Genomic DNA, 24,804 nt, shown 5'->3' with positions numbered 1-24,804 from the left:
GCTTGAAACCCCTCACGGATGGGAGTACCGTCTGCGCCTTAGAAGGGCACCTCTGCTTTACCGTTGTGCATGGGCCAAATCCCAATGCTTTGTAGGACAGAGAGGCTAGAAAGCGAATCCAGTACGTGAGCCCGGCCATTGCCGAGCCGCCTACGCCAACCTAATTCTGGCGCCGTTTGCCCACATGCAAAAAACCAGTGCCACGCTGCTGATAATCGATGACGACGAAGTAGTGCGCGCGAGCCTCGCGGCCTACTTGGAAGACAGTGGCTTCAGCGTCCTGCAGGCCAGTAATGGCCAACAGGGTCTCCAGGTATTCGAGCGCGACAAGCCCGACCTTGTGATCTGCGACCTGCGCATGCCCCAGATGGGCGGCCTGGAGCTGATTCGCCAGGTGACCGACCTTGCCCCGCAAACGCCGGTGATTGTCGTGTCCGGTGCCGGTGTCATGAACGATGCCGTTGAAGCCTTGCGCCTGGGCGCCGCCGATTACCTGATCAAGCCCCTGGAAGACCTGGCCGTGCTGGAGCACTCGGTGCGCCGCGCCCTGGACCGTGCACGCCTGCTCCTGGAAAACCAGCGCTACCGCGAAAAGCTCGAGACCGCCAACCGCGAACTCGAAGCCAGCCTGAACCTGCTGCAGGAAGACCAGAACGCCGGGCGCCAGGTGCAGATGAACATGCTGCCGGTGAGCCCCTGGACGATTGACGAGTTCAAGTTTGCCCACCAGATCATCCCGTCGTTGTACCTGTCGGGTGATTTCGTCGACTATTTCCGCGTCGATGAGCGCCGCGTGGCGTTCTACCTGGCCGACGTTTCCGGCCACGGCGCGTCTTCGGCTTTTGTCACCGTGTTGTTGAAGTTCATGACCACACGGCTATTGTTCGAGTCCAAGCGCAATGGCACCTTGCCGGAGTTCACCCCCTCCGAGGTGCTGGGCCACATCAACCGGGGCCTGATCAGCTGCAAGCTGGGCAAGCACGTGACGATGGTCGGCGGCGTGATCGACGAAGAAACCGGTCTTTTGACCTACAGCATTGGCGGTCACCTGCCGATGCCTGTTTTGTACGCTCCTGACAGTGTGCGCTACCTGGAAGGGCGTGGCCTGCCCGTAGGCTTGTTTAACGAAGCCACCTACGAAGACCACATCCTGGAACTGCCGCCGACCTTCAGCCTGACGCTGATGTCCGACGGTATTCTGGACCTTCTTCCAGAGCCTACACTCAAAGAGAAAGAAGCCGCCTTGCCCCAAAAGGTCAAGTCGGCGGGCGGCAGCCTGGATGGCCTGCGGCAGGTTTTTGGATTGGCCACGCTAGGGGAGATGCCGGATGATATCGCCCTATTGGTGTTGAGCAGGAATCTTTGATGAGTACCGGAAGAATCCAATTCGCCGAGCAAGACGGGACCTTCGTCCTGAAATTTGTCGGTGAAGTGCGCCTGACCTTGTGTTCGGCCCTGGATGCGACGATTGAGCGGATCTTCACAGCGCTGAACTTCTCGGCGATCGTGATCGACCTGACCGAAACGCGCAGCATCGATAGCACCACCCTGGGCCTGTTGGCCAAATTATCCATTCTGTCGCGGCAGAAGGTCGGCCTGTTGCCGACCGTGGTCACCACCCACGAAGACATCACCCGTCTGTTGCAATCCATGGGCTTTGACCAGGTGTTCAACATCGTTGACCGCCCCATCCCGTGCCCGGAATGCCTCACCGACCTGCCGTCGCAAGACCAGTCCGAAGAGATCGTACGGGTCAAGGTGCTGGAAGCGCACAAGATCCTCATGGGCCTCAACGAGTCCAATCGCGAAGCCTTCCACGACCTCGTCAACGCCCTAGAGCGCCACTGACAGCCTCCCTGTTGAAACACATTCCCCTGTGGGAGCTGGCTTGCCTGCGATTGCGCAGTGTCAGTCGATGAAGTGTTGGCTGGCCCACCGCTATCGCAGGCAAGCCAGCTCCCACATCGGACGGCGGTGACACCGACGCACAAAAAAGGGCGACACCCTCACAGGTGCCGCCCTTTTTGCCGCTATCTGCCTTTACAGCTTGGCCGACAACAACGCCTCCAGCTTCTCTTGGTCCCGAGCAAACTGACGAATCCCCTCCGCCAGCTTCTCAGTCGCCATCGCGTCCTCGTTGGACTCCCAACGGAACTGCGCTTCAGTCATATGCACACGGGCCTCACCGGCATGGCCTGGCGCCAATTTGCGCTCCAGCTTGCCTTCATCGGCTGCCAGCTTCTCCAACAGGTCCGGGCTGATGGTCAGGCGATCACAACCGGCCAGTTCCTCGATCTGGCTGAGGTTACGGAAGCTCGCACCCATCACTACTGTTTTGTAGCCGTTAGCCTTGTAGTAGTTATAGATGCGCGTCACCGACTGCACGCCCGGGTCATCGGAACCGGTGTAGTCGTTGCCGTTGGCCTTCTTGTACCAGTCGTAGATACGGCCCACGAACGGCGAAATCAGAAACACACCCGCTTCCGCACAGGCAACGGCCTGGGCGAAGGAGAACAGCAGCGTCAGGTTGGTCTGGATGCCTTCTTTTTCCAGCTTCTCGGCGGCACGGATGCCTTCCCAGGTGGAGGCGATCTTGATCAGCACGCGATCGCGGCTAACGCCGGCTTTGTCGTACAGGTCGATCAGACGATGCGCACGCTTGAGAATGGCGGCCTCGTCAAATGACAGACGCGCATCCACCTCAGTGGAAATACGGCCCGGCACTACTTTGAGAATTTCTTGACCCACCGCCACCGCAAAGCGGTCACTGGCCAGGCCCACATCGCCGTTGCAGTCCTGCACGCACTCATCCAGCAGCTTGGCATAGCCAGGGATCGACGCAGCCTTGAGCAGCAGGGAAGGGTTGGTGGTAGCGTCTTGTGGCTTGAGCTTGGCGAGAGTGGAAAAATCGCCGGTATCGGCTACGACGGTGGTGAATTGCTTGAGTTGTTCCAGCTTGGAAGTCATGGGCGTGCTCTGTCCTGTGGGTCTAGTGACATTACCCGAGCGCTGGCAGGCGCTCAAGGGCGCAAATGCGTTAGGTCGTTTGCGAGGGCAATAACCTGGAAACGGCCGTTTGAATCACCGGCCGTGGTGCTCAATTGGAGGGCAAAATCGCAGCTAGGTTCAACTGGATTCCACCCGTCCTGCGCCACTGGTTTCAAGCCAGTTGATAGAGGAAATATCAATGTTTTGAAGTTGTGAAAAGTTTATTTTCCAGCTCTTTAGTTGTTGCTGTTTTTACTTGTGCTATACCTGGCTGGCAAGCGCTAACTTGGGCCGATAAAAACTCTGATGACATAACTGTCCGCGGCGAAGTGTGTGCGTCTGTGCATTAAAATCTGCTGGTTCGTTAGTTTGAAAGCAAAGGAGAGATGTAATGAAACGGAATATATCAACACTATTCGCCGCCCTGGGTTTTATTTGTTCAACAACGGTATTTGCCGATGTGACGGTACAGCAGGCCCTCAGCGCCGGTTGTTACGATACCCAGGAAATGCGTGGCATCATTGACACTGCCAAGGCAGGTAAACCCATGGGGAGCCGCACCCTGGAAAAGGAAAACGAACTGACCTCATCCTACGGCGGCAAGATCACCGATACCAGAGTGACTGCGCCTGCCACCTGGGTATACCGCGCGTATGAGAGCGCGGACACCAACAATTGGCACGTCCAGAAACTCAAGGCCGGGGTGATCTACTCCAAGGCGCAGAATGACCTGGATAAATACCTAAGGGACGGTGGCACACCCGAAAAGTACTGGGCCATCGATGGGCCTGACCTACACGCGCTGGGTTTTAACGGTGCCACCTACACGACAATGCGACTGCTCGCCTTACAGTCCAGCGACACCCCGAAAAGTCAGTTCGTGAGTTTTGCACTGGACTACGCCACCACCGGAACCTTTGGAGACGCCGTGTATGCACTGCAAGTAAACCCGAACTCACCCATTCTGGGGTTGGTTAACTGCAAAACGCCAGGCGGTGAAGTTCAATTTCAAATACTCGGCGGCACCACATTCAACACGCTTTACCGAAAAGTCAGGACCGATAAAGATTGGAAAAGGTATAACCGCGACACCGACCAATGGGTAACGGTGCCCAAAGGAACAGTGCCGGAAAACTAAGCAACAGTGCAGCAAGGGCCGGCAGCACCTGCCGCGCCCTTGCAATCACCGCTAAATATGTGGGAGCTGGCCTGCGATAGCGCCGGTACACCCAGTGAGCACTTACCTGACACTCACCAGGCAAAAATGTGGGAGCTGGCTTGCCTGCGATAACGTCGGTACGCCCAATGAGCATCTACCTGACACTCGACCAATCACCGCCCCTCCAACAACGTCCCCGCCTGATCCAGCAACGCCAACGGATCCGCCGCCTTATGAATATCCACCGACAACAACTGCCTGAACTTGCGCGCCCCTGGAAACCCCGTGCCCAACCCCAACACATGCCGAGTAATGTGATGCATCGTCCCACCACTGGCCAAATGCTCAGCAATATAAGGCCGCAACTGCGCCAACGCCTCCGCCCGGCTAATCACCGGCGCCTCACTGCCAAACAACCGCTGGTCCACCTCCGCCAACAGATACGGATTGTGATAAGCCTCCCGCCCCAGCATCACCCCATCAAACGTCTGCAAATGCTCCTGGCACTGCTCCAGCGTCTTGATCCCACCATTGAGATTAATCTCCAACTCCGGAAAATCCTGCTTCAACTGCGCCGCCACGTCATAACGCAACGGCGGAATGTCCCGGTTCTCCTTGGGCGACAACCCCTCCAGAATCGCAATCCGCGCATGCACGGTAAAACTGGTGCAACCGGCGTTCTTCACCGTCCCGACGAAGTCACACAACTCGGCATAACTGTCCCGACCATTGATGCCGATACGGTGCTTCACCGTCACCGGAATCGACACCGCATCGCGCATGGCCTTCACACAGTCCGCCACAAGGGCAGGGTGCGCCATCAGGATCGCGCCGATCATATTGTTCTGCACCCGGTCGCTGGGGCAGCCGACGTTCAGGTTCACTTCGTCGTAACCCGCGGCCTCGGCCATACGGGCGCAGGCGGCCAGATCAGCCGGAACACTGCCGCCTAATTGCAGCGCCAGCGGGTGCTCGGCTTCGTCATGGCGCAGGAAGCGGTCGTGGTCGCCGTGGAGGATTGCGCCGGTAGTGACCATCTCGGTGTAGAGCAGGGCGTGTTTGGAGAGCAGGCGCAGGAAGAACCGGCAGTGGCGGTCGGTCCAATCCATCATGGGGGCAACACTAAAGCGCCGAGACAGCGTGGGCCTTGCGTTTACGGGGCTAAAGGTCTGTTTATCTAGCATTTTACTCAACGTGTTCTTGGCGTGTTTTGGGGTGTTTTCAGGCGTTTTTCAGGTCTCGGTGGTACGATGTACCACTTCAAAACTGGCGCGTACCACTTTCAATATGGCGACTATCAGGGCAAGAAAACTGGCGGATGGGACTGTGAGCTACACGGCACAGATCCGCATCAAGCGCGACGGAGTGCAAGTCTACCAAGAGAGCCAGACCTTCGCCCGAAAACAGGCCGCCCAGGCGTGGGCACGCAAGCGCGGCTCGGAGCTGGATGAACCTGGTGCGATCGAGCGCGCAAACCGAAAGGGCGCCACGCTCAAAGAAATGACTGATCGCTACCTGGTCGAAGTGGAGAAAGCCAAGCCGCTGGGCAAGACCAAGCGCGCCACACTCAATGCGATTGGCGAAACTTACCTGGGCAAGTTGACCGATACGGATATCAACACCCAGTGCCTGGTCGATTATGCACTTTGGCGGATGAGCGGGGAGGGCGGTGGCGTTCAGCCCCAAACCGCTGGCAATGACCTGGCGCACCTCGGTGCGGTGCTGGCAATTGCCAAAGACGCATGGGGCTACCAGGTCGATCCGCTCGCCATGGGCGGTGCGCGGCGTGTATTACGCAAGCTGGGCTACAATTTGAAAAGCCGTGAGCGTGACCGCCGACCGACATTGGATGAGCTGGGACGGGTGCTGACGCACTACCAGGCCATGCAGGAGAGGCGCCCGACCGTCATAAATATGCTGAAGGTCGTGGGCTTCGCCCTGTTCTCCACGCGCCGGCTCGATGAAATAACCCGAATTCGCTGGGCAGACGTCGACGAGGCCGGCCAGCGGGTGCTGGTGCGCGACATGAAAAACCCAGGGCAGAAGATCGGCAACGATGTTTGGTGTTACCTGCCGGACGAGGCGTGGCACATCCTCCAGACGATGCCGGAGGCCGGCGAAGACATCTTCCCCTACAGCCCTGAGTCGATCTCCACGTCCTGGACGAAAGCCTGCAAGTTTTTGACCATCGCGGATCTGCACTTCCACGACCTCCGGCATGAAGGTGTCAGCCGCCTGTTCGAAATGGACTGGGATATTCCGCGTGTGGCGAGCGTTTCCGGCCACAGGGATTGGAATTCAATGAGGCGTTACACCCACCTTCGCGGTCGGGGCGACCGCTATGTGGGCTGGGAGTGGCACGAAAAGATTCTGAGGGCGCCCGTCCAACTGGGCGCCGCATCGCAGAAGTGGCTCAAACGGCGTGTTTTATCCCGTTGAGCTGGTTGTGCTCTTTAACTGCTGCTGCGCGTTGCAGGTCCAGGTACGCGGCCAGATCGGTGAGATGGACGCCCCTGGCCGACTTCTGGCTGGGCTCCAGGCGGGTGATGGGCAACTTGATCTGACCGCTCATCACCTTGCGCTGGAACATGTCCGGCGTCAGGTGCGTGAAATAATCACGGCACACCAGCTCCAAAGAGATGACCGCCTGGCCGTCGTACTGGGCCATCAGGATAAAGGCTGTGTTCATGGCTGTTGCTCCAGCTGAGCGGAGGTCATATCTATCAGCTTGCGATAACCCGCGTCGTACAGCGCTTCAGCGCTTTGCGTGATGGTCAGGCAAGCACCTACAAACGGATTTAAGACTTTTACCAAGTCATCAACTCCCTTTTTCCGCTGGGCTGCGGCCTCATCAGCAGTCAAGGGGCGACAGTGTGCCGTCATATCGTGTCCGATTTCGTGCCAATACGCGTGCCAATACGCGGCAAGCTCCGTATCCGTAGTTTGGTCTTCGATGTGCCGGCCGGAAAAGATTGCCCACGCAATCGGTTCGCTGAAATATCGAAGAATGGCTTGCTGCGCAGCGGTCCAGCACCGCCAGTAAGGCTCCAGATCTGACGCGTCGTTGTATCCTTCGCCATTCCAGTGCGCGCTAATCTTGGCAATCGGTAAGCCAAGCGTCGACGCGACATAGGCTTCGAAGTCTTTGCGGGCATTTTCTGCAACTGTACTCATAGCTTAACCTCCTGCTGAGCCACGCTCAGGGCCATCGCTACCGGCTGAGCCTTATGTTCTGCCGGTTTTGCTCCAGCGCCCTGGATCTCGCAGATGAACCGATGTCGCTTCCGATTGGGTGCAGTCAGTGCCTCGGTCAGACCTGGTAAGACGTTGGCGCACTGCTCGTAGGCGTCAGGCCCGCTCCAGCTATCTGTCTTCACAACTTGGCAATCCGTGCGAGTCGCATCCGCGCACAGGTAAAGCAGGAGAAATACGGTCATACCGCCTCCTGCAGCTCTAGGCGGGGATTAACCGGCGTTGGGCTGATGACGGATGCCATACCCATGACTCGCATATCACGATCATTCAGAGCCGGAAGCTGGTCCTCGGCCGGAGTAGATGGGAACAAGTGGTTGGCTTGTACGAACGCCGAGAAGGCGTCGTCGAAGTGAGCGGCGAGTGCTTTACGTAACGTGTCGTAGTGAAGCTCAAACTCAATAGCTTCTGACGGCGAGACTTCCACGCCAATTTTCTTGACCCTTCCCTTGCTGATATAGAGGCCGGGCGAGTCGGAGTCGCAGACCTTTGACATGATTTGCGCGGCCAGCTTTCGGTCGTACTTGGTTGATAAGGGAAACCAACGAATCTCGCGGCGGTCGTCGACCAGGTCGTCAATGCTCATTCCGTGACGCGCTAGGAGCTTTTCAAGCATTCGTTGGGCGTTGTCCTTTTCGCCACCTTCGCCTCGCTGTGCGAGGGCAAGCAACTTGCGTAGCTTGGCCTCAACTTTCGCATTGTCGCCGTGGGTTTTTGGTGCTTGCATGGTGCTTCTCCTTTCAGGCAGTGGGGGAGTTGCAGCTCCCCGTGTCCCGCCTGTGTGGGGTATCAATGCGCGTATCGACGCGGTTTGTTTTGTTTGGCAGCCTCACGCTCGGCCATGAAAGCCGCCCACTCCGCCGTTTTGGTCTGCTGGCGGATACGGCTACAGAGCTGGTGTTTGCGTGTGGAGCGGGCATTGCCGCAGATATCGCAACGACTGGGCAGGTCAAGCCGATGGCTTGCCATGGTTGGGCGCTCGCGTTCAGGGCTGGCGTGTTCAGGCATTTGCCACCTCAATCGCCTTCAATTTTGCAAAGCGCGCGGTTTCGTATTCGCTGGCCAGGATCTCTACTGCACCGTCGATCCACCCGCTTGTTGGTTGGCCCGCCGCGACCAGGGCGTCGTGCTCGGCTTTGTTGATTTGAAAGCCCAGGTGGAAATAAGCGACGTCGTTGAGTTCAAACTTGATACCGCCACACAACCAGAGGTTGCCGGTATTAATGCCAAGCCGATCCCAGTAGTCGCTTCCACTCAAGCGTCCGGGGCAATGCTCATTCCACTGAGCGATAAGGCGCTCGTGTTCCGTTCGAATCGCCGCTCGATTCTCTTTTGAAATGCCTTTGCCAGGCTTCGCAGCCGCACGCAGTGAGCGATAGCCGTGGTCATCAGGACGACACCAGTGCACATCCAGATCCGTGCCGCCGCTGAGTTTCACGCCGCCGGCGTAGTTGGAGTCAACGTCGCGCATTGGAGCGACCTTGCCGCCGAACATGGAACCAAGAACGTTCAGTTGGGCTAGGAAAATCGCCTTCTGAGCGTAGAAGTCGCGGACAATCGAAACGGTCGTGGGCTCGTTGGACCTGTAGAAGAAGTCAGCCATGATCACTGCCCTCCCATGAGCATGCGCGTCAGCGCATTGGGCTGGTCGGCGGGCGTCAATTTGCTCAGCGGCTGCGTGGTGGTTCGGCCATTGGCACCGCGCAATGTCGCGATATCGCCAGTGATTGCCTCGATTACGGCTTTGCGGGCGCTGAAACGGTAGCTACGACCACCACCACTGATGGCGACGTAACTGACCTTGTCTCCGACAGCCAGCGGCGTTGTGGTAGCCTCTGCGATGCCGCCTTGGGGTTGATTCACTTGCATGGTGCTTCTCCTTTGGGTGGTCGGTGGCGAGGGGTTGCAGCCCTTCGCCACCACCTTCTTACTGGCTTTCGCCGGTTGGTTTTTGCTTCCGCACCAGGTGCAGCAGCAGGTTTTCAAACTCAACAACTTCATCAGTTGCTGACTGCCATTCTAGGACTGCCTGGATCTGTTCCCGGCTGCACTCCAGCGCCAGGATCTCTTCATTGTTAGCCGCTTGAACCTCCAGGATCGCGACCAGACCGGCTGGGTCGTAGGCTTCGGCGTGAACGATTTTTCCGGTCTCGCCAATCCAGTCCTTAAGGCCTTTCAGAAGCCTGAGCCGGACTGTTTCCCCCTTCTGGCCGTCACCGGTGATGACTTGTACGTGCATGGTGCTTCTCCTTTGGGTGGCAGGCGTTGCAGCGCCAAAACCGATGATTTCAGAACTGAACGAAATCGGTTTCGACGATGTATCGAACCGCGCTCAATGAATTGAGGCGTTGTTCACTGGTGAGGTTGAGCAGCAAGCTGAGAGCGTCCACAAGCGCCATCAACTGCCCACCATTTTTGGCTGCACGCACGGTCAATTGATGGCCGTGTTCATCAAGCAGCGATGCCGTGTAGGCGGGCGCGAGCTTATTGAAGGTGCTGACTATCTGGTCTTCACGCTGTGCTACGGCCTGGCCGAAAGCCCCCGCTTGTTGGGCGGTGAGTTGACTCAGGGCAGAAGCGCTCTTCTGGCTTTCTGTAGTGTGAGCAATGCCGAGATGAATATGGGCAATGCGACTTTCGAAGACTTCGCTGCACTGGATGGGCTGGCTGCTAACGATTGTTAGAGCACCTCGAAAGTACGTTGTTTGCGATCCGCTCTGCAGGGCGTGCCGGGTGGTGCCGCCGCTGTTGTACAAATCGCGGAGTTCGTCCCAGTCGAAAGTTGATTCAGCATTTGATACCGATTCGAAAATAACGACGGGCTTACTCGCGTCGAACAGAGCGCGCGTACGACCAGCCGGCGTCGCATATTCCGGCGAACAGGCCGTGAACTCTTCCTCGCCGAGGAGTTTCCAGAGGTAGCTGATAAGGAAGGTTTTGCCGCTACCCGCTGCGCCTTCGACGTACAGAAAGGGGAAGCTATGATGATCTGCACGGATTCGACCGGCGTGTAGCGCGCCAAGCCACCAGGCCATTGCGACAACCCCTTTCGTGCCAAAAACGGTGTAAAAATCGTCAAATTGAATTTCTGCTTTCAGTTCGGTTTGCATGTTATTGCTCCTGTTGTTGCGGTGGTTACACGCCCTGGAATACCCAGCAGCGAATGGTTTTTGGTTTGTCGAAAGCGTCGAGCAGCCGGGCTGAGTTGACGGCTTTGTTCGACTCCAGAAACTTGGGTGACTTGCTGGTCTTGAGCAGGCGCTTCAGGTCGCTCAACGGCGGAACCTGCTGCCGCTTGTTTGCTGCCATCTCCACGAACTCGTTAAGGTTCACGGCGATCAGGCCATCACGACGGGCGTGGTTCAGAGCCCCTTTCTCGTCCATGCCATTCAGGAAGTTGTACAAGTCCCAAAACTCAGTGACGGTCGGGTGGTCGGCGTTGATTGCCTGCTGACGCTCCAGGGCCATGCGGCTGATTTCGGCGTGGGCGAGGGCTTTTCGGTGGTCGCCGAGCGGCACAACCCCGGCCAGTGCATCCACCAGGCTGCGCAGTTGGGCGTGGTTCTTGGCGATACGCACGGTGCGCACGCCAGGTTGGGCCAGCAGCTCCTGTTCGTAGCCGGAGGTGTTTTCTTCCATCAGCCGCATGGTTTCGTTTTCGCGCTGCAGCGCCTTGACCAGGAAGCCGCTGATGCTGTCCATCGGCATGCGCTCCAGCTGCTCGGCGTACTGCTTGGTTTCAGGCGTGTGGTGCTCGCGTGTCAGGTGGACGTGGCAGATCCGCTGCAGGATCGGCTCCGATGCGTTCACGGGATTGTTCTGCGCGATCAGCAGGGCGGCGCGAAACGGCGGTTCGTGGGTGTCGTTACCGTTGTTTTTCACACCCGTGGAGCGAACGCTACGGCCGTTGTAGGCGGTTTTCAGTTCGTCCCAATCGAAGTGTTTTACCGGCTGGCCTTCCTTCTGTTCACGCTCCGACTCGATCAGCACCACCGGCAGGTTGCTGACCTGCGAAAAGTTGCGCGCGCGGCTTGCGGGGGTAGCTTTGGACGGGTCGAAGCCTTCGTAATCAGTACGCCCTGCCGACTTCCATAGCAGTTCGACCAGGGTGGTCTTGCCCGAGCCGGCTTCACCCACAAGCTCCAGGAACATAAAAGATTTGTGGATCTGGCGGATCTGTTCGGCGTGCAGTGCGCCCAGCCACCAGGCAAGCACTACCAGGCCCTGTACGCCAAAGCAGCGCCAGTAAATGTCGAACCAACCTTCGTTGTAGGCGTTGAGGTCGGTGTTGATATGCAGGACCGGCGACTGGCTCTGCGACTTGATGCTCAGCTTGCCGAGATCAAAAAAATCTTCCTTGTTGCGCGCCTGCGCCTTGCCACCATGAAACGCCACGTCGTTGAAGACATAGGCGCCGTGGTCGCGGCTGTAGCCGATCCATTCGATGGTGTTGACGGCTTTCAGGCAGTCCAACTGGGGCGCCAAGATCCGTTTTAGTTGCTGGGCGCTGCCATCAAACCAAGCACCATTGGCGACGTTGAGCAGGCGATTCGAGAACTCAGACGATGACGTGAGTTGTTTGGCCGTGAACGTGCTCTTGATGGCAGCACCTTGTGGGCGCTCAATGCGGAAGTAATACCAGGCCTCGTCAGTCAGGTCGTTGCGCATGTAGTACAGCGCCTGGAAATTACAGTTAGCGATGCTGGTGACTGAACCGGATTGACGCAACGCTTTGTAACGGCGCTGTTCGTCGCTGAGCAACTGGTCTTCATGGCGTTCTGAACTTTCCAGATCGCTCATGGCGCGGTCGTACTTCTCAAGGTCCAGCCGAAACCAATACAGACGCTTGCGGAATGAGAAATGGAATTCCTTGCGCTCGTTGCGCACGTAGATCAGGAACGCTTTTTCTTCCGCCGAATCAGCCAATAGCAAATCGCCCTGATGGCGCGCTTCGTCAAGGTCCTGCTCGATCTGCTCGGCGCGCTTGTCATCGCCTTCGATCGACTTCCACCGCAGGTGCAGGTCGTTCCAATCGATCTTCTTGCCATTGGGCTGTGGGATCACTGCCGCCTTGCAGGTGAAGCCCAAATCGCGAGCTTCCTTCGCCCAGCGGCGCATGTTGGCCTTGGCTACGGGCTCGTTATCAAGCGCCCAAACCAGTACCGGCAGGCGTTTGTCCGCGTCGTGGCGTAGCTTGACCAGGGCCTTGAGCGAATCAATTGGGCATGGTGCGCTGGACATCATCGACACGGCCGATACGTCGTTATGCACCAACGCGATAGAGTCGAAGATGCCTTCGACTACAAACAGCTCGTCCACCTCGAGCAGGTCCACGCTCGGCGGGCACCACCAGACGCCTTTGTAACCGGGCTGACCTTCACCAGTCGGCCGGAAGCGCGCTTTCATCTTGCCGAACCGGTCAGGCCGATCTATCAAACGCTCCCAGTAGCCGCCTTTCTCAAGGGGGAAACGTACCGTGGCGCTGCCAATGTTCAGCCGGCCATCCCAGTAGTTGTCCTGGCTGAACCAACCAGCAATCAGCTCAAACTTGAAGCCCCGGGCAAACTCAAGGTAAGCGCGCGCCGTGGCAAGGGGGTTGTCGGGTGTCGACGGAGCGGTTTTGCTCCAGTCGTTGAACAGGTCGTCGTAGACATCCTTTACGTGAACACGGTGGTCGCACTTTTCCGGGCGTCCACATATCAGCGTCCAGGGCGAGTTGTAGAAGGTGTACAGGGTCTTCTGGCCGCAGGCCGGGCAAACACCCTTACGCATATAGTCGGTGCCGCGCATGTGCTTGAGCTGGTAATCCCGCTCAATGCGTTGGATGACGTCGGCGCGCAGCCTTTCTTTCATTTCCATCGTGGCTTACTTCGCTTCGTCGAGGCTGTGTTTAAGGGCGCCAATCAGGCTTTTTCGTGCGGCCAGCGCGGGGAAGGCCACCAGCAACGAGCCGTGCCGCAAACCCTCGGGGATCATGCGAAAGCGGTCGTCATACCAATGCTCGTTGAACAGCACCGCGTACTGCGCGCGCAGGTCCTGGAGCAGTGCCTCGGCCTGGGCGCGGGGCAGTTTTGCAGTGATGGCGATGTCGATTTCCATGGTCCACCTCGGATTGCGGGCAAAGCTCACCCAAACCCATTGGGAATGGGGTAGGGCGGGTGTTTAAAGGGAAGCGTTACTGAGGGTGTGGCTTGTGTACGGTGGCGCGCTGGTCGAGCAGTTTCTGCGGTAGAAACCGAGCCGAAACCAGGAAGCGTTGGTCCGCGAGAACATCCACCAGGTGGACACGGGTGCTGTCCGACCCACTGGCCCAGTCGACGCCAATCCAACGGCGCTTTTTGATCACCTGCAGTTCTGTCCAGGCGTTGTGAACAAGTTTCGGTGCCATGAACACGGGCACTTCCAACGCAAGGGTCAGATGGCGAATGCAGCGGTCGAACAACAGATCGGAATCGACCAGGTGTTCTGCCTCATGGCGTTGCAGGTATGCGAAAGCAGCGTGTTGCATGCTGCTGCGGTAGTCATGAGTTTGTTGATCAAGGTTCATCACGCACGCTCCATTTCGAGTTGCTCCAGCAGATCGGGTTGATCGTTTACTGTTTTCATTGCCTGGCGACGAATGACCGCATCGGCAACAGGCAAGCGCACAGCCGGGTTTGGCATACCGCTGGGGCTGAGTTCGTGGGTCATTTGAAATTCAGAACGCACCGACCAGCCGCAGGCTTCGTTCGTGCATTGGATGTAAGCGATACGTAGGAAAATGTGCTGGCCTTCGCTGGTGCGGATGCGCATACGACTTTGGCAGTGAGGGCAGACCAGCTTGTAAGTGCTCATAAACGGCGTCCTTTACAGCGCTTCCGCAGCTTCGTGGGCAATGTTCAACGGTGTGATTGCGTCACCGATGGCCAAGCGGATGTCAGTGCCAGAGCAGTCGTGATTGGTGGTGGCGACGATTTCTTTTAATGTGTTCAGTCGCTGTTGAGCGATCACCAGCAGATCCGATAGATGTTTTCTTTCTTCTTCAAGGATGTAAGTCATGGGTAATCACTCAAAAAGAGAAGTTGAACGCTTGCTGCAACGTTTGCAGGAGCGGAATGAAGCACTGGCGAAAGTCATGCGTGGTCGTGACGCGACAATGCTGACCGACAGGGAAGCGCCAGGACTGGTAGTGAGCGCCGAAGACATTCGCTTTGCTGTCGACGACGTAGCTACTGCGTTGAAAGAGATCAAGGCACGGCTCGGCAAAGGCTGATGGCAGGTGATCACTGTTTAGTCCCCCGGCTGTGTAGCAGAATCGTTGCCAGAACCTCGGAGTGGCGAGCCGCCATGTAATGGCTGTGAGCGCGCAGAATCGCCTCAGCTTCGTCGCGCTCTATGACGCCGTCGTCCAACGCCTTGGCAATGATTTGATCGACCACACCGCGCTTGGCTGCTGCACGTACCGAACGGTTGTAGAGGTCAACGTTGTCCAGTGTTTCAGGCTTGGCGAGGGGGACGAACATGCCGCCGTACATGGCTGCGATGTATTCCGGCAGGTAGGTGGTGCCCATGTCCTGCTCTAACAGGTGGATCTGTTCGTCACTCAAGGGCCGACTGCCGGCGTTTTCGTAGATGTGGTTATCGAACTTCTTGAGTTCGTATCCAAGCCGGGCTGCTGCGCATTCCCGGCCACCTTCGTAGTCGTTGATCACTGCGCTCATTACCTGGCGCTTTGTCGCTAGAACTGGGCGTTTCATATTCTGGTTTCGCCTTGGAGCCAGAGGCCCTAGTTTGTAATCACACCGTCTTTGATCCCGAGCAGAACAGCTGCCCGGTGAGCTTCACCACGACGACCTTTCTTGCGGCCGTTGAGCAGGTCGCTGACCAGATTTCTGTTCAACTCGTACTTACGGCAGAACTCGGCAATGCTGACGCCCTTGCGGTCAAGAGCCGCGCGGGCTTGCTCGGGTGTAAGGGGGGCGGGCATAGTGTTCATGTGTGTTCGTTCGTGTTGGTGTGGAGTCATTCTTGAATAGAAAAATGTTCAAGTCAATAAGGGTTGATCAAAAAAATGTACATTTCTGATGGGGTGGGCGATCGCCTAAAAGAAGAGCGCGACCGTTTGGGCCTGAATCAGACTGATTTTGGGGCGCTGGGAAGCGTCAGCCGAGGGACGCAGAAGGCGTACGAGCAAGGCACCAATTCGCCAGACTTGCGTTACCTGGCAGCTCTTGAGGGGGCGGGTGTGGATGTTCAGTACGTGCTGACAAGCGTGAAGGCTGTGCTGTCTAAGGATGGGATCGATAGTGCAGAATCTCGAATTCTAGAAAACTACCGCTCTCTCTCTGACGGTGATAAAGCATCGGTCCAGCGGCTGACCAGTGCCTTGGCAATCTCCACGACTACTTGATCTTTTGCCTCGCTTTAGACCGGTGGCAACCACTCGGCCTTAGTTCCTACGGACTACACCGACTTACTTCTCTACCCACAGCATTCGTCGCCTTTTTTTGCATGGCGGGGGTGGTGGCACACGGAAACACGCTGAGAATCGCTCGTTCGCCGGGTGTTTTCGACGGCACTATTGATGGTGCCGGGCGCCCGTTACGTGTTGCAAAGGGAGTACGACATGTTGGTGAACAGCGATGCAGAGACCAATCAAACCGCAAGCGGTGATGATCAGCGCTTGACACCCGCTGAGCTGCACCTGGTGATGGCGTTCAGGCAGTTAAGCGAGGAACACCGGAACGACATGCTGCGGTTTATTGCTGCGCTCTTGAACGCTCAGTAGGAGGAGAAGCCCGGCTCGCCGGGCTTTTAGATCAAGCCACTATGGTTTCGGAAAATCCGCATACGCTGCACTCATGAAAGCGTGCGTTGCAGCCCAAAGCCCCAAATGTTTTGTCTGGCTTGGATGAGATGAGTTTATAAGTGCGATTATTGCAGCTTGGGCAAGGGGTGCCAGTAGCGCTCGTCAACGAGCTGATTTTTTCTTTGAGTTGCACATTTTCTGATAGCAGATCGGCAAGCTTTAGTTTGACTTCAGCCAGCTCAAGGCTCAAATCTGCAAGGATGTTTTTGAACTCGGCATTCTCTATATTTTTGCTGATTTCTTTCAGGCGTGAAGCAAGGCCCAAAGCAGTAGAGACGGTGGAAATCAGATCTGTCATTTCTTTTCCTTGATGATGGTTTCCTCGGTGATCGGATTGTAGCCCATACATCATTCGACGGATTTGCGAGGCCATTGTCGCAGGGAGTTGATTGATGGGGAGGATATGAAGTCGCTTGTAGGTATTGCCGAAACAGTGACCTACTAATAGCCTATGTGCCTTGGCAACATCCACAAGACGCGGAAGCGTCAAGGAATGATCGACAGAGGGATTGCTGTGAATACTGATGTTTTGATGGGTTTTGGCACCGGCCTGGTGCTGCTAGCGCTCTCGACAAATTCCTTTGCTGATTCCTGTGACGCTGTCATTGATGCACTACAGCAGGAACGCCACCTATCTCAGGTCAAACAAACCGACGGAAAACAAACCACCGAGTACCGTGATGGCCCGAGCATCGTGCTGTCCCTCAGCTGCGCCATGGGTTCCCCCAATGTTGCAACCACTTGGGATGGCCCAACCCCGGATCAGGCGTTTTATGACCTGGTGGGGCGCACCGGTAGTTTGGTATCAAAGCGTTCTGCTGCCGACATCGTGGAGGCATCCAGGCAATGCCGCCAACAAGCACTGAAGGACGAAAGCGAGATTGCGACAGTCGAACAAAAAGGTCTGGCCATCGAATGCCAAGCCTTTGCCCGCGACGGTGGTAGCACAACCATTACTGTGTTTGCGGAATAACTTTCCTACACTTTGGCCCCGCTACTAGCAGGGCCTCCCGCTTCGGCTTTCGCCGCCTTTAACCGCTTCCACTCCCGATCCACCGCTCGCTTGGCCGTGTTCTTGTTGGCATACAGCCACAGCAAGCGCCGAGGTTTGGCCTGGTCGCCGGACGTCATTGTTTTCTCTTTCCCGGTTTTATCGTCGCGGTAGTAGGCGATGATCCCGGTGTAAGTCAGTTTATTTTCTTCGGCCAGGTCATCGACCGTGTCTTCCGGCAATTTGCTCTCCAGTTCCAAACTCATTGTGTAGCCGTTGTCCGGGCTGAGGTTGTGCTGCACGTTGCCGCCGTACCAGATGATTTCGTCGATTTCCGCCTTGACGCCCTGGAGCGTGTAGGTCAGTTCAGGGATCAGATCCGGCCGGCCCATGGCGAGCGTGTAGCTGAGCGTCGCGCTGCCGCGTTGTAGACGTCGGAACTCGGCCCTTGCAGCCCTTAGCGCTGACTGCTGATCGCTGTAGGTGTGACGTAAATCCTTGAGGTTCTCGCCACCGCCGGCAATCGCCTCCTGTTTTTTGGCGCTGTGCACGTCGTAGAAATATGCACGGACACCATCGTAGCTGTCGCGATCCGCCTGCAGGTAGCGGTGCTGGTCGCCGTCTGCGCGGGTGAGGGTGATGTGGGGCAGGGGAAGCCCGCTGGCGGTCTTACCGCCCCCGGCGGGGATGCACAGCAGGCACCCGGCTTTGACGCTGGCTACCGCGTCGAATTCTTCGCCCAGGCGTGTTATCAGGTTGGCGTCCGATTCGTTGGCCTGGTCAAGCTGCAGGATCGGTAGCGCCCCGAGCGCGTCGGCAACGGTCGAGGTCAGGTTGTTTCCCATGGCGATATCGCCGATGACCTTTCCCAGTGTGGTGTTGCTCCAGCTGCGCTCGCGCTTGGTCTTCAGCCCTTTGCGCAGGTCTGCTGATCGAGCGCGGATGCTGAGCACATCCGGCGCGCCGCTGTGTTCCGTCTCGTCGACGGTGTAGGTGCCCTTGTCCACCAGGCCGGTGTCGCTCCAGCCCAGCCACAAGCGAAGTACTGCGCCCTTGGGCGGTATCGACAGCAGGCCGTCGTGGTCGCTCAATGTGATCGTCAACTGGTCCGCCTCGACGCCACGGTTGTCTGTTAGATCCAAGTTCATCAGCCGCGGACTCACCTTCATGGCGATATCGTTGCCGTCCACCGTGAGACGGAAGGCCGGAACGGGATAGGCGGCGTCCCGAACGAAGCGTTCCGCCGTATCCATGAGGTAACCGGTGACTTTGGATAGCGCGGCCTCTATCACAGCAAACCCCGCAGAATGTTGAGCCCAGTACTGGTAGCTGCGCCGAGAAGGTCAATACGGTCATCATCGGTACGCTTGAGCGCAAGGGTAAACTCAATGCGTCGTGGCGTGCCGTCGCGAAAAAACAAGGTCTTGGTCTCGCTCAGGGTATCGATCACCCACAACCCATAAATCCGTCCAGTGCCTTCAACCATCGGCCAGGCCTTGCCGGTGTTCGCCATCAGGCGCAGAGCATCCAGGCTGAGCACGCTGCCAGCCAGTTCCGGCAGGATGACACCGGGCAACGTGATGGTGTCTTCGCCGCGGCCAACAAACTGCAGCGCAGGAGGCGCGCCGACGCGGCTGTTGCTGGCATGGCGCCAATTGGTTTGACGCTGCAGCTCCTGGTAGGCGGCGGTCGATAGACTGAAAACGAACATGCCAAGGGCGAGCATCATGGGGCATTACTCCAGATCAGACAGCCTGCTGCGCGTGCGGGCACTTTTCTCGCTGGCGATGCGGGCCAGCTCGGCGCGCACGGCTCTGGCGATCGCTCGTGCATCGTCCCCTGAGGCTGGGTGGATGTTGATTTCATAGTTGTCATGGCTGTCATAGCTAGGCGCCGCGAGCTGATTAATTGGGGGGCGTTCATCGATAGCGATTGCGGGCGTCGTTACTGTTCCGAGCGCCAACGTGCCGGCGGTGATGAATTGCTTGCCGAAGTTGATCAAGGCTGTGAGAGGATTTTCCTCAAGCGGTGCTGGAACCTGTGCAGTGGCGGGCAATGAAGGTATGCAGGGCCTGTCTGGAGAGTGCAATTGCGCATAGGGCTGTTTTTCAACGGGTGGCGTGCTCGCCGCAGTAGGACCAAGCGCAAACTCTCTGGCGTCGCGGAGGCGTACGTCTGGAGCCGGTTTACTATCAATACTCGTAGTGGCAATCACAGGAGCCGGGAACGCGGGTACTGGAAAGGTCAGTTGTCCCACTTGAGTGATCTGCTTACTGAGGTCGTTGATTGCCCCGAGTGGACCTTTCTCACCGGCTTCCAACCCTTGGGTCAATCCAGCCATAGTAAAGCCGCCCAGCTCCGCAAACACCCGCGACGGGCTGTGAATGCCGAGCTTTTCCTTGAACCATCCAATGGTCGAGTCGCCGATTGATACGATGGTGTCCTTCACCAGGCCCATGCCGGACATCAGGCCATTCACCAGTCCGTTGACGATCATGCTGCCGAATTCGGTAAAGCGTGAGGGCAGTTCAATGCCCAGGTAACTCAGTACTCCGGAAAATGCCTGGTACACCAGCCCCAGAGGGCTGAAGTTCACCAGCGTGGCGATGATTCCGCCGATGCCGCCGTTGAATCCGGCCTTGATCTCAGTCCAGGCATTGCTGAAGTACAGCTTCACTGCGTCCCAGTTCCGGAAGATCAGGTACGCACCGCCGGCAATCGCGGCGACAACGGCGGCGATGATCAGAACAATCGGGTTGGCCGCCAATCCCCACAGGGCTATGCCAACCGTCCGAATCGCGGTCAGCAAGGCCCCACCCATGGTCACGGCCAGCAAGCGAATGCCCTGCATCAGCATAGGAAAGGCGTTTCTGGCGAGGCCAACCAATGTCGGGAACAGTCTCTGGGTTACTGCGACAATCCCGGCGCTCTTGAGACCGAACAAGCCCATGCCGTAACTAACTACTGCGAAAGGGCCGATCAAGCTCGCCAGGGTCAAAGCAAGTGCGCCAAAGACACCGGCCAGCACACCGACCACCATCAGGGTTTTCGTCATGCCAGCGGCAGCAGCTGGGTTCTCCTTCATCCAGGCGGTAACGCCTTTAATCGCTTCGGTGATGCTTTTCAGCGCTTCGACGTAGGTGGGCAGAATCGCCGCACTCATTTCCCGATAGGCGTTGGCTTTCTGAGCGAGCAGCTCCAGCTCGACGCCCTGGGCGGTGTTCATGCCTTTGTCGTAGAGCTGGTCGATGCCGTCAGCGCCGGCATTTAGCTTGGCGTTTTTGTGGATTTGCTCGCGTTGCAAATACATCTGTGCGAATAGGTTGGATGCGGTGCGGTTGGAGAAGATGCTGCCAATGCTGTCCAGTACCTGCTTTTTATCCGTGATGCCTTTGGCGGCGAGCTGCGGCAGCAGGATTTTTTCCATCCATTCAAACTGGTTTTCCCGGAATAGCTCGCTGCCCTTGATTGCGCCGACATCGAGAAAGGCAATTTGTCCGGCCTTGTCGTGCTTGACCTTGGCCGGATCGACCAACCCTAATTTCTCCAAATTATTGGCCGCACGCTTGGTGGTTTTTCCCTGGTAGATGTTGGAGTAGGCACTCATCATCGCTGTACCGACGCGGTGGCCACCCATTTCCTGCACCAGCGGTTCCATCTGGTAATAGAACGCCTCGTCCTTGATACCTTTGGCCGCAACGCCACCGGTTTTGATCACGTTCAGCCATTCATTCGGCCCTACACGACCACCCGTGGCGGTGAGGATGCGTTGCACAATATCGGCTTGGTTGATGAACGCCTCTTTGCTTGCCAGGCCACCACGCAGCTCGATCACCTTGAGCATGTCCATGAACTTGCGTTCGTTCTCGGAGCCTTCTTCCTCGCCATATATGGCGTGGTTCGCGAACTTCATTTTTGCCAAAGTCGGGGCAACCATTTCGGCTTCATGCTCATCGGCGAACACAGTCATTGCATCCCGTACCAACGTCAGGTTTTCCGTAACGCTGGTGCCGTAGGTCTTCATGCGCTTGGCAAACTCTATTGCTTTGCCGGTGTCTTCTTTCCCCAGGCCCAATGCGGCGACGCGGTTCTCTTCAAGTGCGAACTGCTTGCCTTCCTGCAAGGGGGCGTACAGCCCACGACCGATGGCATAGCCGGTGCCCATTCCAGCGGCGCCGGCCATCGCAGTATTCCCAGCGAACTGTCTGCGTCTGCTGTAAGTGCTGTCGAGTCGAGCTCGGGCCTTTGCCATTCGTTCCTGAGTGGCGTTCAGCGCACGCAGGCGCCGGCCTTGCTCACTGATGCTGTTATTCGTGGCACTGATCTGGTCGCGCAGCTGACGTTCGTGGGTGCTGAGATTCTTGGTGCTGATGCCGGCGTCTGAAAGCTTGGAACGCAGCCGCTGAAGCTGCTCGCTCTGCTGTTGGTGTTCTTGTTTCAGGCGCTGTGCTTCGCGCACCGCCGCCCGGACGTCCCTGGTCATTGCTTTGGTCGGTACGCCGGTTGCGGCGAATTGCTGGCTGAGGGCCTTAACCCGTTCGCGGGCTGCGTCGAGGGACTGTTTGGTCTCGTCAGCAGCAGTCTTTTGGGAACGCCAGGCGCTCACGTCTTTCTGCTGGGTGTTGAGTTCCTTTAGGCGTCCACGAGCTGCTTTCAATGCGCGGGCGGTTTCAGTGCTGGCCCCTGTGATTTTCTTCAACGGGCCAGTGGCTTTGTCGATGGTGTCAAGCAACACGCGCAGTCTTAAATCATTCGCCATCGACACAGCTCCGAAGTCGCGCCCGTTCGCGCCAGTCCATCAATTCCTGCAGGCCCAGCTGATCCATGTCAGCTGGTGCCCAGTGAAAAACCACGGCCAGATCGGCCATAGCGTCCTCTACGCAACGAGGGATGCATCCGTTTTCACCGACTTCTGCAACAAAAAACCGATGACCTTGCTACCAATGGCGACAAGGTCAGCCGGGTCGAGGCCTGCCGCTTCAACTGCGGTAATACCCGGGTTGCTGATGCGTGGGATGACCTTGATCAGGCTGGCGACATCCAGATTCAAAAGGTCGGACAGGCTCACGCCGCGCAATTCGCCGGAGTTCGGCTTGCGCAGGGTGATGCTCTCGATGCTGTTGGTGCCGCGACGGATTGGAGTGTCGAGGATGACGGTGTTGTCGTCGGCCAGTTGCTGCACATCGGGTTGTTCGGTGGCTGCTTTGGTGGTCATTGAGAAAACTCCGGGTGGTTAAGGTTTGGTGTTTGATCTAAGGCGGGTCAGATGCCCATGGCGGTGCGGTGCTTCTCCAGCATGTCCACGCCGTTGACCTTCTCTACGAAGTTGAGCAGGTCGATTTCGATGATTTCTTCGCCATCCACGGTCAGCTTGTAGTAGCTGCAGGTGGTGGTCATGGAGTGTTCGGTGTCCTCACCGGGCTGGGCATCGCCCATCTCGATGGTTTCGTGGCGACCGCGCACGACCACTTCCACGTTGCTGACTTCACCGGTGTCGTCCTGCTGGTAGGGGCCAGAGAAACGGAGGGCTACGGTGTTGGCGTTGACGGCGCCGAACTGGCGCAGAGAGATCAGATCGAGGCCACCGGTCTTCCATTCGAACTGGATGCCGTCGTCGGACATGCCCAGGTCAGCTTTGACCGGACCATTCATGCCGCCGCCGCGATAGCCTTCCATCTTGCGGCCAAGGGAGGGCAGGGTGAGGGACTTCACCAAGCCAAGGTAGCTGTTGCCGTCATTGAACAGGTTGAGGTTTTTGAGCTTGCGAGGCATTGCCATGGCGGTGTTCTCCGGGATACGTGTTCAGGGTGAACTCCCCTCGCGGGGAGGCCCGGTTTAACTGTTGATGCCCTTGGCGAAGTCGATCAGGTAACGGTCGGTGATTCGCTGGCGGAAGGTGAGGTCTTCAAGCGGTGGCACGGGGGTGTAGTCGTAATCCACCCAGAGCTTGCCGGCCTTGAGGGTGTCTTTGGTGTTGATGTCGTCCGGGTACCAGCAGCTGCCGCCGATCAGGTAGCCCTGGGACTTCAACTCGCGCATCTTGGCGTTCACGCCTTCGACTAGGTCGCGTACCAGGGAGGCGTGCATCGGGCGGTCGATGGCCCACATGTGCGCTTCGGCCATGGTGTCCGCGAGGATCTGCGCGGTGCGGGTGTAGTTTTCGAAGGCGAACAACGGATCATCGCTGCAGGTGCGGCTACCCCAGAAGCGGAAGCCGTTGGCGTTGATCAGGGTGGTGACGTCGTTGCTGTTGAGGTAGTTGGCGTCGGTGGCCGGGTTCTGCAGATCCCAGAACACGTCAGCGCTGATGCCGGTGACGCCGCTTACGGCCACGTTGGACAGGGTTTTGTGCCAACCTGTCTCCTGATCGATCTTGGCGCGCAGGCCCAGCGCACGGGCCACTGCCGAGGCGGTGGTGGTCTTGTTGGCGACGGTGTCCCAGTTCTGGAAGTCCGGCCAGATCACCATCATCTCGCGGGCGCCGAAGTTCTCGCGGTAAGCAACCACCTCTTCCTTGGTTTTGCAGCCCCAGGCGCTGACGTAAGCAAAGGCGCGAAGGTCTTTGGCGATGGCGCCGAGGGCGGTGGCCACCGGCAAACTGTCCAGGCCAGGCACGCCGAGAATGCGCGGCGTCATGCCCACGCGGGACTTGGCGGCGAGCAGGGCTTTCATGCCGGTGTACTGGCCGGTCGGTGTGGTGCCGCCGATCAGGGCGCTGGTGGTGGCCGCTTCGTCGGCGCCTTCCTTGACCCGTACCACGATGACGTAGGGCTTGGTCTGGTCGGCGATGCCTTGCAGGCTGGCGGCCAGGGTGCCCTTTACGCCGGCTTTGCCCACGGCGGTCTGCACGTTGGTGAGCAGGACGGGCGTGTCCAGGGGGAAAACGAGAGGGTCCGCATCTTCAGCCGTGCAAACCATGCCGATAACTGCGGTGGGAATAGTGCGAATGGGGCGGGTGCCGTCGTTGAGTTCGATGACCCGCACGCCGTGGAGATAATCGGCCATGGGTTATGCCTGCGCTGTGATGGAATGACAGTGCAGAGGTTGCCGCGCGCGCGCCGAATCGGCGAGTGCATGAGGTTGTAGGGGAAGCAGCTACAGGGCGCAGATAGAAAAAAGCGCCCCGAAGGACGCTATTGAGTTTGCTCAGTCAGCCACGGTGGTGCTGCCGGCCTGTGATCAATGAGGGGAAACTCCCCGGATTCGGGCCAGTTGCGGAGCGCACGGCGGTACGCCTGAAGCTCGCTATACTGCCTGGCAGCCAATGTGGTTTCTGAGCCTTCTTCCTGCTCGTCGCGATGGCGTGCCACGACACCATCCGTTTCAAATAGGCGCTGATCCCGCCAAGCACGTTCAACAGCAGCCAATACCTCATCACTGGGCGGCGGCGGATCAACCAGCACCGGGAGACCGTCATCACCCCAGGTAATAATCTTGCCTTGCGACTCCCCCGTGAGCAGCTCTGCGTGATACTCAGCAGAGATCTCTATCGCATCGTCAGGAATCAGGCTGGCCCCATGGATCTCGGCATCGTAAAAGCCGCGAGTAGATTTTGATGCAAACATA

The 24,804-nt window shown here is 57.8% G+C and carries 35 protein-coding genes; 8 read left to right on the top strand and 27 right to left on the bottom strand.

The annotated features are described in order from the left end of the window. The first annotated feature begins 184 nt into the window (after window positions 1-184). Both rssB and rssC read left to right on the top strand, forming a co-directional pair. Complete coding sequence (rssB, locus tag HBO10_RS01770) at window positions 185-1,366, top strand: two-component system response regulator RssB (RefSeq protein WP_034126659.1); 1,182 nt, start codon at window positions 185-187, stop codon at window positions 1,364-1,366. Then, window positions 1,366-1,848 (top strand): anti-sigma factor antagonist RssC, encoded by a 483-nt coding sequence (gene rssC, locus HBO10_RS01765; protein ID WP_010212025.1) that lies wholly within the window; start codon window positions 1,366-1,368, stop codon window positions 1,846-1,848. Before rssB ends, rssC begins: the two co-directional genes overlap by 1 nt. A 192-nt stretch (window positions 1,849-2,040) precedes the next feature. On the opposite strand, the gene tal is transcribed toward rssC, so the two are convergent. After that, a complete protein-coding gene (tal, locus tag HBO10_RS01760) occupies window positions 2,041-2,967 on the bottom strand; it encodes a transaldolase (protein WP_003189693.1) in 927 nt (308 codons plus the stop codon). 412 nt (window positions 2,968-3,379) lie between these two features. On the opposite strand from tal, the gene HBO10_RS01755 reads away from it, so the two are divergent. Further along, on the top strand, window positions 3,380-4,126 hold the full coding sequence (locus tag HBO10_RS01755) for a hypothetical protein (RefSeq protein ID WP_034126660.1): 747 nt from the start codon (window positions 3,380-3,382) through the stop codon (window positions 4,124-4,126). A 194-nt stretch (window positions 4,127-4,320) separates the two neighbouring features. Here HBO10_RS01755 and dusA read toward each other — a convergent pair whose 3' ends face one another. Continuing rightward, on the bottom strand, window positions 4,321-5,331 hold the full coding sequence (dusA, locus tag HBO10_RS01750; RefSeq protein ID WP_169921923.1) for a tRNA dihydrouridine(20/20a) synthase DusA: 1,011 nt from the start codon (window positions 5,329-5,331) through the stop codon (window positions 4,321-4,323). A gap of 103 nt (window positions 5,332-5,434) precedes the next feature. On the opposite strand from dusA, the gene HBO10_RS01745 reads away from it, so the two are divergent. Continuing rightward, window positions 5,435-6,586 carry a site-specific integrase gene (locus HBO10_RS01745; RefSeq protein ID WP_169921947.1) on the top strand — a complete coding sequence of 384 codons (1,152 nt, stop codon included), beginning with the start codon at window positions 5,435-5,437 and terminating at the stop codon, window positions 6,584-6,586. Here the strand turns inward: HBO10_RS01745 and HBO10_RS01740 are convergent. The 14 genes from HBO10_RS01740 to HBO10_RS01680 all read right to left on the bottom strand — a co-directional run bounded on the left by HBO10_RS01740 (window position 6,561) and on the right by HBO10_RS01680 (window position 14,437). Next, window positions 6,561-6,836 carry a pyocin activator PrtN family protein gene (locus HBO10_RS01740; protein ID WP_127881823.1) on the bottom strand — a complete coding sequence of 92 codons (276 nt, stop codon included), beginning with the start codon at window positions 6,834-6,836 and terminating at the stop codon, window positions 6,561-6,563. The genes HBO10_RS01745 and HBO10_RS01740 overlap by 26 nt on opposite strands. Then, window positions 6,833-7,321, bottom strand: coding sequence for a hypothetical protein (locus tag HBO10_RS01735; RefSeq protein WP_169921922.1), 489 nt, complete (start codon window positions 7,319-7,321; stop codon window positions 6,833-6,835). Before HBO10_RS01735 ends, HBO10_RS01740 begins: the two co-directional genes overlap by 4 nt. Then, a complete protein-coding gene (locus HBO10_RS01730; RefSeq protein ID WP_169921921.1) occupies window positions 7,318-7,584 on the bottom strand; it encodes a hypothetical protein in 267 nt (88 codons plus the stop codon). The genes HBO10_RS01735 and HBO10_RS01730 overlap by 4 nt, the downstream gene beginning before the upstream one ends. Next, on the bottom strand, window positions 7,581-8,126 hold the full coding sequence (locus HBO10_RS01725) for a DUF2786 domain-containing protein (RefSeq protein ID WP_169921920.1): 546 nt from the start codon (window positions 8,124-8,126) through the stop codon (window positions 7,581-7,583). Before HBO10_RS01725 ends, HBO10_RS01730 begins: the two co-directional genes overlap by 4 nt. A gap of 62 nt (window positions 8,127-8,188) precedes the next feature. After that, a complete protein-coding gene (locus HBO10_RS31190; RefSeq protein ID WP_044462211.1) occupies window positions 8,189-8,407 on the bottom strand; it encodes a hypothetical protein in 219 nt (72 codons plus the stop codon). Beyond that, window positions 8,400-9,002, bottom strand: coding sequence for a hypothetical protein (locus HBO10_RS01720; RefSeq protein ID WP_169921919.1), 603 nt, complete (start codon window positions 9,000-9,002; stop codon window positions 8,400-8,402). Before HBO10_RS01720 ends, HBO10_RS31190 begins: the two co-directional genes overlap by 8 nt. Before the next feature lie 2 nt (window positions 9,003-9,004). Next, the gene (locus tag HBO10_RS01715) at window positions 9,005-9,268 is read right to left on the bottom strand and encodes a hypothetical protein (RefSeq protein WP_169921918.1); all 264 of its coding nucleotides are present in this window, start codon (window positions 9,266-9,268) and stop codon (window positions 9,005-9,007) included. Window positions 9,269-9,326: 58 nt separating this feature from the next. Continuing rightward, window positions 9,327-9,638: a hypothetical protein gene (locus HBO10_RS01710; RefSeq protein ID WP_169921917.1), complete on the bottom strand. Its 312-nt coding sequence runs from the start codon at window positions 9,636-9,638 to the stop codon at window positions 9,327-9,329. Between the two features lie 49 nt (window positions 9,639-9,687). Further along, a complete protein-coding gene (locus HBO10_RS01705) occupies window positions 9,688-10,509 on the bottom strand; it encodes a hypothetical protein (RefSeq protein ID WP_169921916.1) in 822 nt (273 codons plus the stop codon). Between the two features lie 25 nt (window positions 10,510-10,534). After that, entirely contained in the window at window positions 10,535-13,252 is a 2,718-nt protein-coding gene (locus HBO10_RS01700) for a toprim domain-containing protein (protein ID WP_169921946.1), read from the bottom strand. Window positions 13,253-13,264: 12 nt separating this feature from the next. Then, window positions 13,265-13,498 (bottom strand): hypothetical protein, encoded by a 234-nt coding sequence (locus HBO10_RS01695; protein ID WP_169921915.1) that lies wholly within the window; start codon window positions 13,496-13,498, stop codon window positions 13,265-13,267. Between the two features lie 76 nt (window positions 13,499-13,574). Continuing rightward, window positions 13,575-13,946, bottom strand: a complete 372-nt coding sequence (locus HBO10_RS01690; RefSeq protein WP_169921914.1) for a hypothetical protein — start codon at window positions 13,944-13,946, stop codon at window positions 13,575-13,577. Beyond that, window positions 13,946-14,233, bottom strand: a complete 288-nt coding sequence (locus HBO10_RS01685; RefSeq protein WP_169921913.1) for an ogr/Delta-like zinc finger family protein — start codon at window positions 14,231-14,233, stop codon at window positions 13,946-13,948. The genes HBO10_RS01690 and HBO10_RS01685 overlap by 1 nt, the downstream gene beginning before the upstream one ends. Before the next feature lie 12 nt (window positions 14,234-14,245). Then, complete coding sequence (locus tag HBO10_RS01680; protein WP_169921912.1) at window positions 14,246-14,437, bottom strand: hypothetical protein; 192 nt, start codon at window positions 14,435-14,437, stop codon at window positions 14,246-14,248. Between HBO10_RS01680 and HBO10_RS01675 the strand changes: the two genes are divergently transcribed. Further along, window positions 14,436-14,651 (top strand): hypothetical protein, encoded by a 216-nt coding sequence (locus HBO10_RS01675; RefSeq protein WP_169921911.1) that lies wholly within the window; start codon window positions 14,436-14,438, stop codon window positions 14,649-14,651. The genes HBO10_RS01680 and HBO10_RS01675 overlap by 2 nt on opposite strands. A gap of 10 nt (window positions 14,652-14,661) precedes the next feature. Here the strand turns inward: HBO10_RS01675 and HBO10_RS01670 are convergent, their stop codons facing one another. Together HBO10_RS01670 and HBO10_RS01665 are read right to left on the bottom strand one after the other, a co-directional pair. Beyond that, window positions 14,662-15,135 (bottom strand): YmfL family putative regulatory protein, encoded by a 474-nt coding sequence (locus tag HBO10_RS01670; RefSeq protein ID WP_169921910.1) that lies wholly within the window; start codon window positions 15,133-15,135, stop codon window positions 14,662-14,664. 29 nt (window positions 15,136-15,164) lie between these two features. Beyond that, window positions 15,165-15,365 carry a DNA-binding protein gene (locus tag HBO10_RS01665; RefSeq protein WP_083360378.1) on the bottom strand — a complete coding sequence of 67 codons (201 nt, stop codon included), beginning with the start codon at window positions 15,363-15,365 and terminating at the stop codon, window positions 15,165-15,167. 84 nt (window positions 15,366-15,449) lie between these two features. On the opposite strand from HBO10_RS01665, the gene HBO10_RS01660 reads away from it, so the two are divergent. Next, the gene (locus HBO10_RS01660; RefSeq protein ID WP_169921909.1) at window positions 15,450-15,788 is read left to right on the top strand and encodes a helix-turn-helix transcriptional regulator; all 339 of its coding nucleotides are present in this window, start codon (window positions 15,450-15,452) and stop codon (window positions 15,786-15,788) included. 216 nt (window positions 15,789-16,004) lie between these two features. Beyond that, a complete protein-coding gene (locus tag HBO10_RS01655; RefSeq protein ID WP_169921908.1) occupies window positions 16,005-16,166 on the top strand; it encodes a hypothetical protein in 162 nt (53 codons plus the stop codon). 31 nt (window positions 16,167-16,197) lie between these two features. On the opposite strand, the gene HBO10_RS01650 is transcribed toward HBO10_RS01655, so the two are convergent. Beyond that, window positions 16,198-16,545: a hypothetical protein gene (locus HBO10_RS01650; protein WP_169921907.1), complete on the bottom strand. Its 348-nt coding sequence runs from the start codon at window positions 16,543-16,545 to the stop codon at window positions 16,198-16,200. Window positions 16,546-16,761: 216 nt separating this feature from the next. On the opposite strand from HBO10_RS01650, the gene HBO10_RS01645 reads away from it, so the two are divergent. Next, the gene (locus HBO10_RS01645) at window positions 16,762-17,220 is read left to right on the top strand and encodes a hypothetical protein (RefSeq protein ID WP_169921906.1); all 459 of its coding nucleotides are present in this window, start codon (window positions 16,762-16,764) and stop codon (window positions 17,218-17,220) included. A gap of 5 nt (window positions 17,221-17,225) precedes the next feature. Here the strand turns inward: HBO10_RS01645 and HBO10_RS01640 are convergent, their stop codons facing one another. The 8 genes from HBO10_RS01640 to HBO10_RS01605 form a co-directional block, all read right to left on the bottom strand. Continuing rightward, window positions 17,226-18,530 (bottom strand): phage late control D family protein, encoded by a 1,305-nt coding sequence (locus HBO10_RS01640; protein WP_169921905.1) that lies wholly within the window; start codon window positions 18,528-18,530, stop codon window positions 17,226-17,228. Further along, entirely contained in the window at window positions 18,527-18,967 is a 441-nt protein-coding gene (locus HBO10_RS01635) for a phage tail protein (RefSeq protein WP_169921904.1), read from the bottom strand. The genes HBO10_RS01640 and HBO10_RS01635 overlap by 4 nt, the downstream gene beginning before the upstream one ends. A 6-nt stretch (window positions 18,968-18,973) precedes the next feature. Further along, window positions 18,974-21,997: a phage tail protein gene (locus tag HBO10_RS01630; RefSeq protein WP_169921903.1), complete on the bottom strand. Its 3,024-nt coding sequence runs from the start codon at window positions 21,995-21,997 to the stop codon at window positions 18,974-18,976. After that, window positions 21,987-22,106 carry a GpE family phage tail protein gene (locus HBO10_RS01625; RefSeq protein WP_169921902.1) on the bottom strand — a complete coding sequence of 40 codons (120 nt, stop codon included), beginning with the start codon at window positions 22,104-22,106 and terminating at the stop codon, window positions 21,987-21,989. The genes HBO10_RS01630 and HBO10_RS01625 overlap by 11 nt, the downstream gene beginning before the upstream one ends. An 8-nt stretch (window positions 22,107-22,114) precedes the next feature. Further along, entirely contained in the window at window positions 22,115-22,453 is a 339-nt protein-coding gene (locus tag HBO10_RS01620) for a phage tail assembly protein (RefSeq protein ID WP_169921901.1), read from the bottom strand. 47 nt (window positions 22,454-22,500) lie between these two features. Further along, on the bottom strand, window positions 22,501-23,016 hold the full coding sequence (locus HBO10_RS01615) for a phage major tail tube protein (RefSeq protein WP_169921900.1): 516 nt from the start codon (window positions 23,014-23,016) through the stop codon (window positions 22,501-22,503). Window positions 23,017-23,073: 57 nt separating this feature from the next. Continuing rightward, window positions 23,074-24,243, bottom strand: coding sequence for a phage tail sheath protein (locus tag HBO10_RS01610; protein WP_169921899.1), 1,170 nt, complete (start codon window positions 24,241-24,243; stop codon window positions 23,074-23,076). Between the two features lie 128 nt (window positions 24,244-24,371). Beyond that, complete coding sequence (locus tag HBO10_RS01605; RefSeq protein ID WP_169921898.1) at window positions 24,372-24,803, bottom strand: phage tail assembly chaperone; 432 nt, start codon at window positions 24,801-24,803, stop codon at window positions 24,372-24,374. Between the last annotated feature and the right edge of the window lies 1 nt (window position 24,804).

The sequence above is a fragment of the Pseudomonas sp. WS 5503 genome (genome assembly GCF_012985385.1).
Classification (GTDB): Bacteria; Pseudomonadota; Gammaproteobacteria; order Pseudomonadales; family Pseudomonadaceae; genus Aquipseudomonas; species Aquipseudomonas paracarnis.
This window is presented reverse-complemented; position numbering and strand designations above follow the sequence as displayed.

What these genes read in the sequence shown, in the direction of transcription:
- rssB (WP_034126659.1), top strand. Translation starts at nt 185, where the DNA reads ATGCAAAAAACCAGTGCCACGCTGCTGATAATCGATGACGACGAAGTA.
- rssC (WP_010212025.1), top strand. Translation starts at nt 1,366, where the DNA reads ATGAGTACCGGAAGAATCCAATTCGCCGAGCAAGACGGGACCTTCGTC.
- tal (WP_003189693.1), bottom strand. Translation starts at nt 2,967, where the DNA reads ATGACTTCCAAGCTGGAACAACTCAAGCAATTCACCACCGTCGTAGCC.
- HBO10_RS01755 (WP_034126660.1), top strand. Translation starts at nt 3,380, where the DNA reads ATGAAACGGAATATATCAACACTATTCGCCGCCCTGGGTTTTATTTGT.
- dusA (WP_169921923.1), bottom strand. Translation starts at nt 5,331, where the DNA reads ATGCTAGATAAACAGACCTTTAGCCCCGTAAACGCAAGGCCCACGCTG.
- HBO10_RS01745 (WP_169921947.1), top strand. Translation starts at nt 5,435, where the DNA reads ATGGCGACTATCAGGGCAAGAAAACTGGCGGATGGGACTGTGAGCTAC.
- HBO10_RS01740 (WP_127881823.1), bottom strand. Translation starts at nt 6,836, where the DNA reads ATGAACACAGCCTTTATCCTGATGGCCCAGTACGACGGCCAGGCGGTC.
- HBO10_RS01735 (WP_169921922.1), bottom strand. Translation starts at nt 7,321, where the DNA reads ATGAGTACAGTTGCAGAAAATGCCCGCAAAGACTTCGAAGCCTATGTC.
- HBO10_RS01730 (WP_169921921.1), bottom strand. Translation starts at nt 7,584, where the DNA reads ATGACCGTATTTCTCCTGCTTTACCTGTGCGCGGATGCGACTCGCACG.
- HBO10_RS01725 (WP_169921920.1), bottom strand. Translation starts at nt 8,126, where the DNA reads ATGCAAGCACCAAAAACCCACGGCGACAATGCGAAAGTTGAGGCCAAG.
- HBO10_RS31190 (WP_044462211.1), bottom strand. Translation starts at nt 8,407, where the DNA reads ATGCCTGAACACGCCAGCCCTGAACGCGAGCGCCCAACCATGGCAAGC.
- HBO10_RS01720 (WP_169921919.1), bottom strand. Translation starts at nt 9,002, where the DNA reads ATGGCTGACTTCTTCTACAGGTCCAACGAGCCCACGACCGTTTCGATT.
- HBO10_RS01715 (WP_169921918.1), bottom strand. Translation starts at nt 9,268, where the DNA reads ATGCAAGTGAATCAACCCCAAGGCGGCATCGCAGAGGCTACCACAACG.
- HBO10_RS01710 (WP_169921917.1), bottom strand. Translation starts at nt 9,638, where the DNA reads ATGCACGTACAAGTCATCACCGGTGACGGCCAGAAGGGGGAAACAGTC.
- HBO10_RS01705 (WP_169921916.1), bottom strand. Translation starts at nt 10,509, where the DNA reads ATGCAAACCGAACTGAAAGCAGAAATTCAATTTGACGATTTTTACACC.
- HBO10_RS01700 (WP_169921946.1), bottom strand. Translation starts at nt 13,252, where the DNA reads ATGAAAGAAAGGCTGCGCGCCGACGTCATCCAACGCATTGAGCGGGAT.
- HBO10_RS01695 (WP_169921915.1), bottom strand. Translation starts at nt 13,498, where the DNA reads ATGGAAATCGACATCGCCATCACTGCAAAACTGCCCCGCGCCCAGGCC.
- HBO10_RS01690 (WP_169921914.1), bottom strand. Translation starts at nt 13,946, where the DNA reads ATGAACCTTGATCAACAAACTCATGACTACCGCAGCAGCATGCAACAC.
- HBO10_RS01685 (WP_169921913.1), bottom strand. Translation starts at nt 14,233, where the DNA reads ATGAGCACTTACAAGCTGGTCTGCCCTCACTGCCAAAGTCGTATGCGC.
- HBO10_RS01675 (WP_169921911.1), top strand. Translation starts at nt 14,436, where the DNA reads ATGGGTAATCACTCAAAAAGAGAAGTTGAACGCTTGCTGCAACGTTTG.
- HBO10_RS01680 (WP_169921912.1), bottom strand. Translation starts at nt 14,437, where the DNA reads ATGACTTACATCCTTGAAGAAGAAAGAAAACATCTATCGGATCTGCTG.
- HBO10_RS01670 (WP_169921910.1), bottom strand. Translation starts at nt 15,135, where the DNA reads ATGAAACGCCCAGTTCTAGCGACAAAGCGCCAGGTAATGAGCGCAGTG.
- HBO10_RS01665 (WP_083360378.1), bottom strand. Translation starts at nt 15,365, where the DNA reads ATGCCCGCCCCCCTTACACCCGAGCAAGCCCGCGCGGCTCTTGACCGC.
- HBO10_RS01660 (WP_169921909.1), top strand. Translation starts at nt 15,450, where the DNA reads ATGTACATTTCTGATGGGGTGGGCGATCGCCTAAAAGAAGAGCGCGAC.
- HBO10_RS01655 (WP_169921908.1), top strand. Translation starts at nt 16,005, where the DNA reads ATGTTGGTGAACAGCGATGCAGAGACCAATCAAACCGCAAGCGGTGAT.
- HBO10_RS01650 (WP_169921907.1), bottom strand. Translation starts at nt 16,545, where the DNA reads ATGACAGATCTGATTTCCACCGTCTCTACTGCTTTGGGCCTTGCTTCA.
- HBO10_RS01635 (WP_169921904.1), bottom strand. Translation starts at nt 18,967, where the DNA reads ATGATGCTCGCCCTTGGCATGTTCGTTTTCAGTCTATCGACCGCCGCC.
- HBO10_RS01630 (WP_169921903.1), bottom strand. Translation starts at nt 21,997, where the DNA reads ATGGCGAATGATTTAAGACTGCGCGTGTTGCTTGACACCATCGACAAA.
- HBO10_RS01625 (WP_169921902.1), bottom strand. Translation starts at nt 22,106, where the DNA reads ATGGCCGATCTGGCCGTGGTTTTTCACTGGGCACCAGCTGACATGGAT.
- HBO10_RS01620 (WP_169921901.1), bottom strand. Translation starts at nt 22,453, where the DNA reads ATGACCACCAAAGCAGCCACCGAACAACCCGATGTGCAGCAACTGGCC.
- HBO10_RS01615 (WP_169921900.1), bottom strand. Translation starts at nt 23,016, where the DNA reads ATGGCAATGCCTCGCAAGCTCAAAAACCTCAACCTGTTCAATGACGGC.
- HBO10_RS01610 (WP_169921899.1), bottom strand. Translation starts at nt 24,243, where the DNA reads ATGGCCGATTATCTCCACGGCGTGCGGGTCATCGAACTCAACGACGGC.
- HBO10_RS01605 (WP_169921898.1), bottom strand. Translation starts at nt 24,803, where the DNA reads ATGTTTGCATCAAAATCTACTCGCGGCTTTTACGATGCCGAGATCCAT.